The sequence below is a fragment of the Dyadobacter endophyticus genome, assembly GCF_014641595.1.
Taxonomy (GTDB): domain Bacteria; phylum Bacteroidota; class Bacteroidia; order Cytophagales; family Spirosomataceae; genus Dyadobacter; species Dyadobacter endophyticus.
In genome coordinates, this window is the sequence record NZ_BMIA01000002.1 from 118494 (window position 1) to 132644 (window position 14151).

The 14151-nt window shown below is 51.1% G+C and carries 11 protein-coding genes; 5 read left to right on the plus strand and 6 right to left on the minus strand.

Going from position 1 to position 14151, the window contains the following annotated elements:
• Position 1: 1 nt before the first annotated feature.
• A complete protein-coding gene (locus tag IEY24_RS12625) occupies positions 2 to 1054 on the minus strand; it encodes an aldo/keto reductase (RefSeq protein ID WP_188932566.1) in 1053 nt (350 codons plus the stop codon).
• 542 nt (positions 1055 to 1596) lie between these two features.
• On the opposite strand from IEY24_RS12625, the gene IEY24_RS12630 reads away from it, so the two are divergent.
• From IEY24_RS12630 to IEY24_RS12640, 3 genes are all read left to right on the plus strand, one after another.
• The gene (locus IEY24_RS12630) at positions 1597 to 2127 is read left to right on the plus strand and encodes a gluconate 2-dehydrogenase subunit 3 family protein (protein ID WP_188932568.1); all 531 of its coding nucleotides are present in this window, start codon (positions 1597 to 1599) and stop codon (positions 2125 to 2127) included.
• An 81-nt stretch (positions 2128 to 2208) separates the two neighbouring features.
• Entirely contained in the window at positions 2209 to 3930 is a 1722-nt protein-coding gene (locus IEY24_RS12635) for a GMC oxidoreductase (RefSeq protein WP_188932570.1), read from the plus strand.
• Between the two features lie 151 nt (positions 3931 to 4081).
• Complete coding sequence (locus tag IEY24_RS12640) at positions 4082 to 5218, plus strand: MFS transporter (protein ID WP_188932572.1); 1137 nt, start codon at positions 4082 to 4084, stop codon at positions 5216 to 5218.
• On the opposite strand, the gene IEY24_RS12645 is transcribed toward IEY24_RS12640, so the two are convergent.
• The gene (locus IEY24_RS12645) at positions 5215 to 6324 is read right to left on the minus strand and encodes a BamA/TamA family outer membrane protein (RefSeq protein WP_188935149.1); all 1110 of its coding nucleotides are present in this window, start codon (positions 6322 to 6324) and stop codon (positions 5215 to 5217) included. The genes IEY24_RS12640 and IEY24_RS12645 overlap by 4 nt on opposite strands.
• Before the next feature lie 138 nt (positions 6325 to 6462).
• On the opposite strand from IEY24_RS12645, the gene IEY24_RS12650 reads away from it, so the two are divergent.
• Together IEY24_RS12650 and IEY24_RS12655 are read left to right on the plus strand one after the other, a co-directional pair.
• A complete protein-coding gene (locus tag IEY24_RS12650) occupies positions 6463 to 8568 on the plus strand; it encodes an alpha-amylase family protein (RefSeq protein WP_188932574.1) in 2106 nt (701 codons plus the stop codon).
• A 19-nt stretch (positions 8569 to 8587) separates the two neighbouring features.
• Positions 8588 to 9004 carry an LIC_13387 family protein gene (locus IEY24_RS12655; RefSeq protein ID WP_188932576.1) on the plus strand — a complete coding sequence of 139 codons (417 nt, stop codon included), beginning with the start codon at positions 8588 to 8590 and terminating at the stop codon, positions 9002 to 9004.
• A 1-nt stretch (position 9005) separates the two neighbouring features.
• Here the strand turns inward: IEY24_RS12655 and IEY24_RS12660 are convergent, their stop codons facing one another.
• The 4 genes from IEY24_RS12660 to IEY24_RS12675 all read right to left on the minus strand — a co-directional run bounded on the left by IEY24_RS12660 (position 9006) and on the right by IEY24_RS12675 (position 14135).
• Positions 9006 to 10436, minus strand: a complete 1431-nt coding sequence (locus IEY24_RS12660) for an SMP-30/gluconolactonase/LRE family protein (protein ID WP_188932578.1) — start codon at positions 10434 to 10436, stop codon at positions 9006 to 9008.
• 31 nt (positions 10437 to 10467) lie between these two features.
• Positions 10468 to 11664 (minus strand): acetyltransferase domain-containing protein, encoded by a 1197-nt coding sequence (locus tag IEY24_RS12665; RefSeq protein ID WP_188932580.1) that lies wholly within the window; start codon positions 11662 to 11664, stop codon positions 10468 to 10470.
• A 147-nt stretch (positions 11665 to 11811) separates the two neighbouring features.
• The gene (locus IEY24_RS12670; protein ID WP_438821071.1) at positions 11812 to 12711 is read right to left on the minus strand and encodes an ROK family protein; all 900 of its coding nucleotides are present in this window, start codon (positions 12709 to 12711) and stop codon (positions 11812 to 11814) included.
• A gap of 170 nt (positions 12712 to 12881) precedes the next feature.
• A complete protein-coding gene (locus tag IEY24_RS12675) occupies positions 12882 to 14135 on the minus strand; it encodes a sugar MFS transporter (protein WP_188932582.1) in 1254 nt (417 codons plus the stop codon).
• Between the last annotated feature and the right edge of the window lie 16 nt (positions 14136 to 14151).

Consider the following 14151-nt stretch of genomic DNA (forward strand, 5'->3'; position numbering starts at 1 on the left):
TTTATGGCCGGCCCGTGAGTCGTCCATAGAAGTCCGGAAGGGGATTCAGAACGGTATTCTTCCGTTGGTGCCAGTAAGGATACACAGGTGATTTTTCACTCGCTTCATCCAAACGTTTTACCTGTTCCAAAGTCAGGTTCCAGCCAACCGCGCCCAGATTTTGCTTCAATTGCTCCTCATTGCGCGCGCCTATCACAATGTTACTCACCGTAGGCCGTTGCAAAAGCCAGTTCAGCGCCACCTGTGCAACGGTTTTTTCAGTCTCGGCCGCCACTTCGTCCAGCACGTCGATCAGGTTAAAGAAGAAGTCCTCGGGTATGGCAGGCCCCTCGCCGCCGCCCTGCGCAATACGCCCCTCGGGCGGAAGCGGCTGGTTTCTGCGGTATTTACCTCCCAGGCGGCCAGCCGATAGCGGGCTCCAAACGATCGTACCCACCTTCTGGTCGACGCCGAGAGGCATCAGTTCCCATTCGAACTCCCTGCTCAGCAACGAATAATGCGCCTGGTGGGCAATGTATTTCGCCCAGCCGTACCGTTCCGAAACTGAAAGAGACTTCATCAGATGCCAGCCCGAAAAGTTGGAACAGGCAATGTACCGCACCTTTCCGTCGCGGATCAGGTCGTTCAATGCACTGAGCGTTTCTTCAACGGGCGTAGTGCCGTCGAAGCCATGCATATGGTAAACGTCGATATAATCTGTTTGCAGCCTACGCAAACTATCCTCGCAGGCCTTGATCAGGTGGAAACGGCCGGAGCCCGATTGGTTGGGCTTGTCGCCCATTCGGAACGTAGCTTTTGTGGAAAGAATGATCTTGTCACGCAGTCCGATAAGTGCTTTCCCCAGGATTTCTTCGGACAGGCCCTGCGAATAGACATTAGCTGTATCGAAGAAATTGAGGCCCGCATCCATGCACAAGCCTACCAGCCTTGCCGCCTCGTCCACTTGTGTATTGCCCCATGCCTTGAAGAAATCGCCGGTGCCGCCGAAAGTACCAGTTCCGAAACTAAGTACCGGCACCTTCAAGCCCGATCCTCCCAGTTGTCTGTATTCCATTTGCGTCTATGTTAAAAATGAACAGACCGAATTAAGGGATAAAATCCTCAAACATCAAGTCAGAAACGGTATTTGGGGCGCGGTCAGTACATAAAAAGGCCGGACGTATCCGGCCCTTTGCCTCAATCGTACAATCGGGAATCCGCCAGTCTCCCCAAATTGCCACAATCTCCGCAGTTCGTCTAGTTAGGTTATCTATACACTATGAAATTGTACTTTCTCTTTCATGTTTAGCTTCAAAAAAATATCTTCCCTGAAATTTCAGGGAAGATATCTGCATTATTTACTCAACGTTCCTCTATTACTTAACCTTCAAACCGCGCAACAGAAGCTCTAAATTGCTGTTGACTAGCCCCCAGTTTAATAATATGATTCAAATATCATCACTAGCATCGGACCTCACGAAATCTGATGTGCAAATGGTATTTTTGAGTGAATATTCGGAAAAAAGGGGCTGTTTTGATGCCCAAATCCGCCGTCTTAATTATCTTTAAAAGATATTTTTTATAGCTATTTGAATTTCCTGACTTAATAACCTAACCATGAACCGTAGAGAAGCTGTTCAAAGAATAACCTTCCTGCTTGGCGGCGCGATTTCTGCCCCGTTAATGGCCGGCATTGCAGGCGAACGTCTGAATTTCGGCCCGTCCCTCGCCGTGTCCGATCAGCAGGAAGCCCTGCTCGCAGAAGTTGCCGATGTGATTATCCCTACTACCGGCACACCAGGCGCCAAAGCAGCCGGGGCCGAGAAATTTATCGTGCGCGTCATGCGCGATTGCTATGTGATGGAAGATCAGAAAAAATTCTACGATGGTCTTGCCAAAGTAGATGCACTCGCTAAAGAAACCTATTCCAAAGACTTCGCCGCCCTGGACGCCACTCAGAAGAACGACATCATTAAAAAGACCACCGTTTCCGATAAGCCTTTTTTCCTGCAAATGAAAGGACTGACCGTCACCGGCTATTTTACCTCTGAAATCGGGGCAACACAGGCACTCGACTACCTGCCGATCCCCGGTCGGTTCGAAGGCAGCTGGCCCATGCCCAAAGGACAAAAAAGCTGGGCACTTTAATCCGGAAACATTCAAAGGGATAGCACCGGGCAATGCATGACCTCCTGGCTACTCCTGACAATCCCAAACTCTTTAAGAAAAATGGCGAACCTTAATATTGACGCAAAAAAAGATATCACTTACGACGCCATCGTGATCGGCTCTGGAGTTTCCGGCGGCTGGGCGGCGAAAGAACTGACCGAAAAAGGCCTGAAAGTGCTCATGCTCGAAAAGGGCAAGAACCTCGAACACGTTACAGGCTATGAAAATGCATTGAAGGCTCCCTGGGAGACCCAATACAATGGCCGCCTGACGGTCAAACAAAAGGAAACACACCCGTTCCTGTCACGCGATTATCCGTACAACGAAATGACTGAGAAGTACTGGATGAACGACATGGACCAGCCTTACGAAGAAAAAAAGCGCTTCGACTGGTTCCGCCCCAATATCGTAGGCGGAAAATCCATCATGTGGGGACGGCAGTCATACCGTTTAAGCGACCTCGATTTTGAGGCCAACCTCAAAGACGGCATCGCAGTCGATTGGCCGATCCGCTACAAAGACATTGCCCCCTGGTATTCTTACGTTGAAAAACACGTAGGTATTTCCGGTGAAAAACTGGGACTGCCGCAGTTGCCCGACAGCGATTTCATCCCGCCGATGGAAATGTATCATGTTGAAAAAGAAGTGCGCAAGCGGCTTGAAAAGGAATTCCCTGGCCGCACCATGACCATCGGGCGCGTCGCTAACCTTTCGCAACCCACAAAAATCCAGCTCGACGGCGGCCGCGGACCTTGCCAGTACCGCAACCGTTGTTCTTATGGCTGCCCTTACGGCGCCTATTTCAGCACCCAGTCGTCGACATTGCCACCTGCAATGAAAACCGGCCGGCTCACGCTCCGTCCCGATTCGGTTGTTCGCGAGATTATTTACGACGGCAAGAAACAAGGCGGGCGTGCTACCGGCGTGCGCGTGATCGATTCGGTAACCTTGCAGGAACGCGAGTTTTTTGCAAACATCATATTCGTATGTGCGAGCGCATTGGCGTCGACGGCATTGCTCCTCAACTCTACTTCCGATCGTTTCCCGAACGGCATGGGCAACGACTCAGGCGAGCTGGGCCATAACCTGATGGACCACCACTTCCGCACGGGCGCAAGCGGTACCTGGGAAGGCGACCTCGACAAATACTACTTCGGCCGCCGCGCGAACGGAATATATGTACCACGTTATCGCAACATTGGCTCCGACAAACGTGATTACCTGCGCGGCTTCGGTTACCAGGGTGGTGGTGGCCGCCAGGGCTGGCAGCGTAATGTAGCCGAACTCGCATTCGGCGCGGATTTCAAGGAAGAACTGACAACGCCGGGCAATTGGACAATGGGCTTCGGAGGTTTCGGCGAGACATTGCCTTACCACGAAAACCGCATGTACCTCAATAAGGACAATAAGGACAAATTCGGAATACCGGCAGTGGTGTTCGACGCAGACCTTCGCGAAAACGAGAAGAAAATGCGTAAGGATATGATGAACGACGCGGCTGAAATGCTCGAAAAGTCGGGCGTCAAAAATGTCCGGACCTACGATAATGGCTCATACCTGGGTATGGCAATCCACGAAATGGGTACCGCGCGCATGGGACGCGATCCCAAAACGTCGGTATTGAACGGAAACAACCAGCTCCACGCGGTGAAAAACGTATTCGTTACGGACGGCGCGGCAATGACTTCGGCCTCGTGCGTGAACCCGTCGCTCACCTATATGGCGCTTACTGCGCGAGCCGTAGATTTCGCCGTCAAGGAATCAAAAAAGAAAAGCATCTGATGGTAATTACCGAGGCCAGGTCGCAAAACCTGGCCTCTCTTTTTTTAGAGCAAGCGCATAACAGTTTGCAAAAAAGCTTTGCTATTTTTTGCAATATTTTGCAATTTTCTGCAAAACTGTATTTCTTTGCACAAAATTCACACCGACATTAATGGAAGAGAAACTGAGGATTAGCGCCGCCAGAAGGGCAACATTATTGATATTTCTTGTTTGCGGCATTGGCCTGTCCTGCTGGGCACCTATGGTACCTTTTGCCAAGATCAAACTGGGTCTCAACGACGCCGATCTGGGTGTGGTATTGCTTGCATTGGGTGCGGGTGCCATTCTTACGATGCCGCTTACCGGCCTGCTGATCAATAAATATGGCAGCCGCACGGTAGCAATTGTTTCGGCGCTCGTGATTGCCTCTCTCCTGCCGCTTCTGCTGCTTGCCAGCTCGCCCTACCAGCTTGCGGCTGCATTGTTCGTGTTTGGTGCAGGAATCGGATCTATTGATGTCTCCATGAATGCGCAGGCTGTGGTGGTGCAGGAACGGCACGGGAGCCATATCATGTCTTCTTTCCACGGGATGTTCAGCCTTGGCGGGCTCATCGGTTCGATGGGCCTTGGCTTCCTGATCAAGGCAGGGCTTTCACCAACCTACGCCGCGGTGGCGATTTCTGCATTGCTGGTATTTATCACCGTAACGCAGTCGCGGTACCTGCTGCCGCATTCGGAAGAAGCGAAAATGGATGGAACCAGCTTCGTACTGCCCAAGGGACCGGTTATACTGCTGGGTATTATGTGCTTCATTCTTTTCCTAGCCGAAGGTTCATTGTTGGATTGGAGCGCAGTTTTCCTGCAATTTTCGCGCGGCTTCGACCCTTCATTCTCCGGACTCGGCTATGCGGCATTTTCAGTGGCAATGGCCATCATGCGGCTTACCGGCGACGGTATCATCCATCGGCTGGGACCTGCGAAAGTGGTGTTTTACGGCACCATGCTTGCCGGTGCCGGGTTCCTCGTTGCGGTCATGATCCCTTCCGCCATCGCAGCACTGGTTGGTTTCGTCATGGTGGGACTGGGCGCTGCCAATGTGGTACCTATATTTTTCACCGCCGCGGGGCGGATTCCGAATATTCCACCGTCCATCGCATTGTCGGCAGTGACCATTCTGGGTTATTCCGGCCAGCTCGCAGGGCCCGCTGTGATTGGCGTACTTGCCGAAATCACCTCGCTGTCGTGGGCCCTCGGATTAGTTGGCTTACTGCTGTTCTTCGTCGCATTCGGCTACAAGCACCGCGATTAGAATGCCTCGCCTGTAAAGAGATAAAAGCCGGGTCCGTCCCCGGTAAAACCGACATCCAGCCGCAGGTAAATGTCTTTTTTGCGAAATAACAAATAACGGAGCCCCACGCCGCCCGAAAGTCTCGCGCGTGCAGGTACGAGCGAACTGATTTTAGGCCCTACGACCGCCGCTCCCGCAAATACCACGCCACCAAACCGCTTGCTGAATCCGAAAGGCAACCAACGATGCTCCACCTGCGTGGCCAGCATATTCTTGTCGCGGTACCGGCCATAATAATAGCCGCGCATGATCATTTCGCCACCCATCAGTGCCATTTGATTGAATGGCACATTGCCCGTGAAAAAGTTACCGTAAATCTGCCAGGCGAGCACGTTACGCCGGGTCAGCGGGTGCGAACTGCGTACGTCCAGGTTAAACCCCTGGAAGTTGTAGTGGCTGCCTACCGATTGATTGTATTTCAAAAAAGACAATTCCCCGAAAAGGCCCTTACGGACATTGAGCACATTATGCCGGTTATCGTAAACCAGTGCGGCTCCCAGCCCGATGTTCCGGGTGCCGTCGCTCCCGGCGGGCTCGTCGTAAAAATGGTCATCGGGCTGCCTGAACTCCGCATTATAAAGTTGCTGATAATCGATTTCAGGTCCTATGAAAAAGTTGGGCATGACCCGCCGTAAAACCCGCTGCCGGAAGAGCAGATAATTGGCGTCGATCAACGCCGGTTCTTTATCCGGTGTGGTATGCCCTATTCCATAATATAACAATGGAAAACGCTGAAAACGCGTCCTTCCGAGGAAAAACCACTTATCCTTATCACCATAGATCGCATTATCAAGCCAAATGCCGTACTGCCCTTCCAGTGTTACGAATGTAAATGCCGCTACCTCGCTCAGCCGGTTCAGGGTATCGCCTTTGGCCTGGAAAAGAAGGAGTGACGACAGCCCGATTTCAAGGCTGGTTTCCGGGGCATAACCCAATGTCGGGTATATGCGAAAACTGGACTTCCCTTCGCCGGTCGTGTCTGAAATCGTCTTTTGTACAAATCGTTTGAACCACCCGTTCTGCGCAGACACATGCGTAGCCCGCACGGTCACGATCAGGGCCAGCATGAAAACATATCTTCCGCTCAATATGCTACTGTGTTAGTTGAGAGTTTTATTTCAACCATTTATTAAAAAAATCAATCCGCGGGCATCAAGTAGATGCGGCGCAACCCGTCTCTTTTCCTTCAAACCATTAATTACGGAATGAGAACCCGCATTTTGCTCCTTTATCTTTTTTTTAATACCAGCTGTCTTCTGGCACAAAACAAACCGGAACTCTGGTGGAAGAGAAACAATCTGAGAGTTATCCAGATGAACCTTCCAGCCTACGAGGCCGCGACGATCAACGCCGATTCCATTGTGACCGACCTCGTTGCCTGCTCCGCTAACACACTACTGATCAATGCGGGGGGCATTATGGCTTTCTATCCTACCAAACTCGATTTTCATTACCGGAACCCATACCTCAAAGACAATAATGTACTAGCCGACGTAATCCGCAAGTGCCATGAGAAGGGGATTAAAGTAATCGTCCGCTTCGATTTCAGTCGCGTGAACGAGCGCATTTTTAAGGCACATCCCGACTGGTGCTACATTTCCCCAAAGGGCGAACGGATTATCAACACGGATATGTATGTCGTGTCAATCAACGCGCCATATGTCCAAGAAAAGGCGTTCAGGATCATCGAAGAAGTGATCGACACTTTCCCGATCGACGGAATTTTCCTGAATATGCCCGGTTACCAGGTTAATAATCCCTATGAAGGCAAATATCATGGGATAGATCAAAATGACTATGACAAAAAGCGTTTTGCGGAATTCAGCGGCGGCGACGCACTACCTACCGAGGAGAACAAGGCTGACCCGCTTTTTCAGAAATACCTCGAATTTAAAAAGGTAACCGTCGAAGACTGGTCGGAGCGGCTTCGCAAACTGGTGAAATCCAAAAATGAGCAAATCGCGATCTGTACTTACTCCGACAAGTTTGTGGACATCATCCGCCATGAATCGCAGAGCATGACTACCCTGCCCTATTGGCCTTATACTGCTTCGGACAACGTCGGCAATGCGGTCAATTCATTTCCGGAGCATATTATCAGCAATGCCAGCATTCAGCAAATCTCCTTCCAGTCACGATACAATGCCGTGGAGCCGGAAGAAACGCGGATCAGGCTATGCGAGAATATCGCCAACGGATCGGGACTGGATATGAGCATGATGGGCGATATGCGCGGGTATGAGGACGAACGAAGCTACCCCGTTTTCAGGAAGGTTTATGGTTTTCATAAAAACAATGAGGCCTATTTTGGCAAATACAAATCGGTTGCGAAAGTGGCCGTAATTGCACCCGGAGCCTGGCCAAATGGCGAACCGATGCAGGAATACCGCGGCATTCAGCTAATGCTCCGCGAGGCACATATTCCGTTCGATATCGTAGAGGACGGTCAAATTGCCCATTTAGAACAAAAAGTGAAAGGATATAAACTGATCATTCTGCCCGAAATCTCCTACCTGAAACCGGAAGCCCTTCGCGTGCTGAAAGAAGCCAGCCAGCAAGGCACCAACCTGATCGCCACCAACCGGACGTTTTTTGATAGCCCGGAGACATTGGAAACACTTTTCGGTGCAAAAATCGACAAGAAGGACAACGACGGCGCCGGTAACTACCTTGTGCCCGACGACCGGAGCGTTTTCAGGAGCTTTAAAGGGCAAAACATGCTTTTCTGGAAATTCAATCTTGGCCTTTACGACCTTTCTGGTGCCCACCGCCGACTGCTTCCCGTGCTCGCCAAAGGCCGTCCCGGTCCTCCCGAGATCATCGGCGGCCATGACGCCACCGGATATTATGCATTGGGCATCAAGAACCACCCGAAAAGTAAGGCAGCACTTTTTCCTATTAACCTGGGGAGGATCTATTACATGCACGGTTATGAGGAACACAAGTACCTCTTGCTGGATGTGATCTACCACATGCTACCCGAAATCGCACAAGATTTCGAGACAAACGCGCCCGCCAGGGTCGAAACCGTATTAAAGGAATTCACCAGGAATACCCACGAAAACCGGGCCAAAAACACCTCTGACGGCCAAATTCTGCACCTGATCAACCTCACCGGTTTCAGCGGGAACACCTATTTCGAACCGCTGCCCGTCCACGATTTGCAATTCAAAATCAGGCTGGCGAAAAAACCGCAAAAAGTATTTACATTAACGAATCACAAGCCTTTGAATTTCACCTGGAAAGACGGCACAATCAGTGTCTCGCTCACGCGCCTCGCGGAGTTCGAAAGCATTGTGATGGAATGGTAAATTAATCAAACGCTCCCTTATGAAACCCAGACTCTTCCTGCGCATTGCTGCGCTTTGCATCCTTGTTCACTTGATCGGCCATTTTTTCGGCCATTTCTCGTGGAGAGAAACCCCCGATCCCGTTAAGCAGGAGGTCATCAGGCAGATGACCGGGCCGAAGTTCGAATTTATGGGCGTAATGCGAAGTATGGGCGACTATTTTGAAGGTTACGGCCTGATCCTCTTCATCGTATATGGTATGTCGATAGCGCTTATCCTGTCAGCTATGCGGTATGCCGACAGTAATCACGACATTGCCCGCAAAGTGCTCACACCTATCGGAATCGGCTTCGTCGCAATGGGCGCCATCGAATTTGTTTATTTCTTTCCATTCGCCGCATCGCTGAGCCTCGGCGCGGGCATATTTATCATCCTCGCCATATTTTTGAACGGATAGGCTATAACCTGGGAGCGTCTGGCTTGTTGGGCGCTTCTCCTGGATTTATGCCGCGGGTTTTCAGTCTGCGGCCATAACTTTTACCATTGACTTTCACGTATAACACGTCAAAATTGCTTCCGCCAAATGTTAATTTGGTAGGATTACCATTTGGTAAAGGCAAAATAGCATTCACACGGCCAGTCTGATCGAGGACTTGTACACCCAAGTTCGTAGCAATATAAATCCGGCCATCACGGTCGCAAACAATGCCGGAGGCCCCCGCTTTATTTTCGGTATCAGACACATGCAACCATCCGAAGCGCTGCCTGTACGCCAATTTCCGATTCGATTGAATCTGGTAGGAATATACCCAATGTGAGGTCGAGTCAACGGTATAAACCAATGTCTGATCGGGAGAAAGCGCAGCGCCAACGGCTTTGAGTGTTTTCAAAGAATTCTCGCTTGACGGTGTCGGTTTTCCCTTAATTGGAAAAGCATCCGCTGCTTCCGTCCATTCCTCCCCCGGAACCAACAATGCCGACAGAAAAGCATTTTGCGATTGCCCTCTCTTGACTTCCCCGGGCCAGCCTTTCCACAAATAGCGCATCGCCTCAGGGAACAGCGAAGTGCCTTGTTTGCCATTATGGCCGCCCTCGCCCCATTGATGTTTCACCTCGTAACCGGCGAATGTCAAAGCACGAAGCATCGTTTGATTGGCCATCCACCAGTCGCCTGCGTAGATATTCAGATCGTTGGCGCCGTCCTGCATATAAATGCGGATGGGTTTGGGCTCATACTTCCTTATCAAAGTCGGGTAGCGATCTGCGCCGCGCAGGCCAACGTAAGTTCCTATGGCACTAAAAACGCGTGAGAATGCCTCAGGACGCTCCCATGCGGCAGTGAATGCGCATACGGCACCGCTGCTCGAACCACCGATGGCCCGGTCATTACCGTTTTTCGACAGCCGGATCTGCCGACCGTCGCTGGTTTTTTGCTTTTCCACCTCGGGCAGGATTTCATCCAGGATAAACCGCACATAGGCATCGCCCAGCCCGTCGTATTCAAAACTACGGTTGAAACGGTCATTCGCGGCACTAGGGTCCGCCGCTTTCACGCGGCCATGCATCACGAACACACCGATCGTTACGGGCATTTCCTTTTGGTGGATAAGGTTATCGAAAACCGTTGGCGCCTTCCATTGAATGCCGTCCTGATTCACATACACGCACGCCGGTGTATCGGGTTTATATTGCGCAGGCACATACACCCAGTACTCGCGCCATGTGCCGGGGAATATGCTGGATTTATCAAAAATAAATTTCAATACCTCGCCCTTGGGTACATCCGCGTGCTCTTCTGAGGCCGGGTCGACCGGATAGGCCTCTTCCGGGCTTTGGGCTGCTGTAAAAAACGGTGCAAAAAGGCAAAGCAAGAGCAAAAAACGCTTCATACTGGTGTGTATTTTAATTAAGAACAATCATTTACAAATAACTCAACCACCACGTCCGCTTCCGCGCCCGATACTCGCCGTACCATTTGCAGGGCCAATAAAGTGCTATGACAATCAATATCCAGATAATGTAAGTCTGCCCCAGGGAGTATCCGAAATCGTTCGGCCTGAACTTAAAAAACAGGCTGTCGTCCGTTGCTTGTTGCCAGGTGTAGCCGGAAAGGAACACTGCCACGAGGGTCATGATGTGAATGAGGTAGAAATGCACGATAAAAAAGAAAAACGGCACCCGACCGTACACCGTGCAAATGCGGCTGAATGCGTTGTCTGTCTGCTCGGTGAAGGCCAGCAGAATGAGTATCGGGCCTTGCGTCATGCAAGTAAAAAAAAGCGACGGCGGGTATTTGGTCACATTAAGGAAGGACATAAAAGTTTTGATACCCGTATCCTGAGCCGACCAGGGGGCCGGATCGCCGTAGCCATTAATCAATCTCAAAACCACAAAAAGAACCGTAAGCACCGACCCAATGAGCAACAACAGCTTCTTGCGCCGCGCGGGATCCGCATTGCGGTTAAAGAGCATGCCTAATCCGTAACCCGACATCATAATGCCCGCCCAGGGAAATAGCACATACAGGAAGATCACCGCCCCACCGTCGGGACGTGGCAGGAATGTTCCCCTACCGGTGAAGAATATGCGCAGCAGCGTGTCCGATAACGTGTTTTCCTGCAACTGCACATAATCCAGCAGGTTATGCCCCAGCACCAAGGCCAGTCCGAGGATCAGGATCGTTTTCGGCGAGACAAACCGCACGGCTATACCGAGCACGATCATCGCCCCACCCAAAGCCCAGAATACGGCAAAAAAGAGTGTTTTGTAATAAATATCAAATGTGAATGCGAACGTGATAAAGACCATTTCTACCAAAATAAGCCAGAAACCGCGCTTGATCAGGAAGGCCGACTTCTCGGCTGCGGTTTTGTTCACTCCGGACAAATAGGCCGATAAACCCGACAGCATCATGAACGACGGCGCGCAGTAATGCGTGATCCATCGCGTGAAAAACAATGCAGGTGTGGTGGTAGCAAGGTCGGTAGGATCGCCGGTGGCACCTGCGATATGGAAAAAATCACGCACATGGTCGAGCGCCATGATAATGATAATCAAACCGCGAACAGTGTCGATCGACCGGATCCGGCTGGTGAGGGTGGTGGTGGTCGTGTACATGACTAATAAGAGTTGAAAACAACTGACCTAAGAAGCCACATAAATTACTGATTTACTGCCTATATCCCTCAAACAAAAGGCAACAAAAATCCCGGCAATTTTCAACAAAACGCTGAGAAATACCGGGACCTAAAAGCGGAAAGCGGATTATAGCAATGCGGCACCGAAAACGCCGGCGCTATCGCCCAGCTTCGGCTTCACGATCGGTGTAGTAACGATTCCTTTATTGAAAATATACTTGCGGATGCGCTCGTAACCCGCGGTATAAAGCAGGTCGATGTTGCCGACGCCGCCCCCGATCACGATCAGATTCGGATCGATCACGTTGATAAGCGTAGAGATTGCCCGGCCGTAGTATTCCAGCAGGCGTTCGATCGTCGCTTTGGCATGCTCGTCGTTCCCTTCGTGGTAACGTTCCAGCACGATTTTCATCGACACCTTTTCTCCACTCAGTTTTTCGTAATGGCGTTCCAATGCGGGCCCGGCGATCACCTGCTCTACGCAGCCTGCTTTACCGCAATAGCATGCCTCACCGCCTTCTTCAAGGATATTGTGCCCCCACTCGCCGCCAATACCGTGGTGCCCGCCGATGATCTTGTTGTTCACGACCAGTCCGCCGCCTACACCGGTACCCATAATCACCCCGAAAACTACTTCGGCGCCGTGGTAATCCTTACCCGCACCCATCAACGCCTCAGCCAACGCAAAACAGTTCGCGTCGTTGGCCAACTGGCAGGGCACGCCAAGTATCTTTTCCAGATCGGCCTTCAACGGCATTCCGTTGAGGCAGGTCGTGTTAGAATTTTTCATTAATTGAGAATCCGGTTCGAGCACGCCCGGCGTGGCAAAACCAACCTTACGGGGTTGCTCTCCCACCTGCTCCGCCACCATGTCGATCAGCTTCTTGATTTGCGACAGAATGTGGTCATAGCCATTCACTGATTCCGTCGGCACGCGCATACGCACCACCACTTCCAGATTCCTTTCCGAATCCAGTACAGCACATTCTATTTTGGTACCTCCTAAGTCGATTCCCCAGAGTTTCATTATTGGTTTTTTGAACTTTGTTTTTGAATTGTTAAAATGACCGCCGACCATGGACCGCCGACCGCCGATTGTTGTCACTGCCGATCGCTGACGCTAATTGCCGATATTCTCAATGTGATTAATAAAATTTATAACCCAAAAAAACACGGCGGTCAGCGGTCGGCCGTCAATCAATGCGCCTTGTAAAATTTGTAGCCGAACAGGAAGATCACCGTGTAGCAAATGATCGGCAGGTAATAGGCATGCGCCACGTTGGTTTCTGCCACCGCGCCCATCAGGAACGGGAAGAATGCACCACCGGCAACCCCCATCGCGATGAACGACGAGCCCTGCTGCGTATGAGGGCCCAGGTTTTTAAGACCGAGACTGAAAATCGTCGGGAACATGATGCTGAAAAAGAAGTTGAGCATCATGAGTGCGATGAACGAGGGCCATCCCCATGCCTGTGCCACGATAAGGCACATGATGATGTTGCTAAATGCAAAGATTGCCAGCAATGTATGCGGAGCGATGAAGCGCATCAGGAAAGTACCAACGAAACGTCCGGCCAGCATGAGTGCCATAAAGGCGATCATATAGTTAGCTGCCACCGCGTCGGTAAAGCCCATTTTTTCGTGTCCGTAGTTAATGAAAAATGCCCAGGTGCCGCCTTGCGCTGCTACGTTGAACGTCTGCGCTAGGACCGCCCAAACGAAATGGCGATGCTGGAACAATGTCTTTCCGGGCTCCGAATCCACGTTTACCGCGTCGGGGTCCACATCAGCGGCATGCGGGTCAATAAGTGCCGGTACTTTCACAAAGGAAAATGCCAGGGCGATCAACGCAATCACCGAACCAATGGCGATATAGAGGTTCTTCACGGATGTAAGGTCAGTACTGCCTTCGGTATGGCCGCGGAACAGGAAATAGCCACCAATTGCAGGCCCCAAAATCGCGCCCAATGCATTAAATGCCTGTGCGAAGTTGATGCGCTGATCACTGGTACGCTGATCACCCAGCGACGCTACAAATGGGTGCGCTACGGTTTCAAGCGTAGCCAGTCCGCAACCCAGGATAAAGAGTGCCACACCGAAAAAAGGAAAAGAGGCTGTACTTGCCGCCGGAACGAAGAGGAATGCGCCCAATGCAAACAGCGACAAGCCGAGTAATACACCGTTTTTATATCCGAAGCGCTTCATGAACAAACCCGCCGGGATACCCATGATGAAGTAAGCGCCGAAAATCGCAAACTGTACGAATGCGGATTGTGTCTTAGTCAGGCTCAGTACGTGTTGGAAATGTTTGTTGAGCACGTCACCCATCGTAATAGCGATCCCCCAGCACATGAAAAGGGATGTTACGAAGACCAGGGTAACAAGGTATTTTTTGTCAGTAAACTTAGGCGGGGAGGCGTGGGTAGTGCCGGCAGACGGATGGTTGCTCATTTAGCTGAATAGTAAA

What these genes read in the sequence shown, in the direction of transcription:
- IEY24_RS12665 (WP_188932580.1), bottom strand. Translation starts at nt 11,664, where the DNA reads ATGTACACGACCACCACCACCCTCACCAGCCGGATCCGGTCGATCGAC.
- IEY24_RS12655 (WP_188932576.1), top strand. Translation starts at nt 8,588, where the DNA reads ATGAAACCCAGACTCTTCCTGCGCATTGCTGCGCTTTGCATCCTTGTT.
- IEY24_RS12625 (WP_188932566.1), bottom strand. Translation starts at nt 1,054, where the DNA reads ATGGAATACAGACAACTGGGAGGATCGGGCTTGAAGGTGCCGGTACTT.
- IEY24_RS12650 (WP_188932574.1), top strand. Translation starts at nt 6,463, where the DNA reads ATGAGAACCCGCATTTTGCTCCTTTATCTTTTTTTTAATACCAGCTGT.
- IEY24_RS12660 (WP_188932578.1), bottom strand. Translation starts at nt 10,436, where the DNA reads ATGAAGCGTTTTTTGCTCTTGCTTTGCCTTTTTGCACCGTTTTTTACA.
- IEY24_RS12635 (WP_188932570.1), top strand. Translation starts at nt 2,209, where the DNA reads ATGGCGAACCTTAATATTGACGCAAAAAAAGATATCACTTACGACGCC.
- IEY24_RS12675 (WP_188932582.1), bottom strand. Translation starts at nt 14,135, where the DNA reads ATGAGCAACCATCCGTCTGCCGGCACTACCCACGCCTCCCCGCCTAAG.
- IEY24_RS12670 (WP_438821071.1), bottom strand. Translation starts at nt 12,711, where the DNA reads ATGAAACTCTGGGGAATCGACTTAGGAGGTACCAAAATAGAATGTGCT.
- IEY24_RS12640 (WP_188932572.1), top strand. Translation starts at nt 4,082, where the DNA reads ATGGAAGAGAAACTGAGGATTAGCGCCGCCAGAAGGGCAACATTATTG.
- IEY24_RS12630 (WP_188932568.1), top strand. Translation starts at nt 1,597, where the DNA reads ATGAACCGTAGAGAAGCTGTTCAAAGAATAACCTTCCTGCTTGGCGGC.
- IEY24_RS12645 (WP_188935149.1), bottom strand. Translation starts at nt 6,324, where the DNA reads ATGCTGGCCCTGATCGTGACCGTGCGGGCTACGCATGTGTCTGCGCAG.